The organism is Priestia sp. TRM10 (assembly GCF_057808375.1).
On the sequence record NZ_JBJZOT010000050.1, the window covers coordinates 1 to 234 of the forward strand.

1 protein-coding gene is annotated in these 234 nt (G+C 59.8%); it reads left to right on the top strand.

Annotation, left to right across the window (positions count from 1 at the left end; translation table 11 throughout):
- The coding region (locus ACK3CR_RS27140; RefSeq protein WP_488976375.1) for a hypothetical protein at nucleotides 1-234 on the top strand (234 nt) is incomplete at both ends.

The window sequence follows — 234 nt, forward strand, 5'->3', positions numbered from 1 at the left end:
CGGGAGCAACAGGAGAGACCGGAGCAACCGGAGTCACAGGAGCAACGGGCGTAACCGGAGCAACTGGGGTTACGGGAGTAACCGGAGTCACGGGAGCAACTGGAATCACGGGAGAGACCGGAGCAACTGGAGTCACAGGAGCAACTGGGGTTACGGGAGTAACGGGAGTCACGGGTGCAACGGGACTTACCGGAGCGACCGGTGTTGGATTAGAAGGAGTAGAAGCGTTTAGCG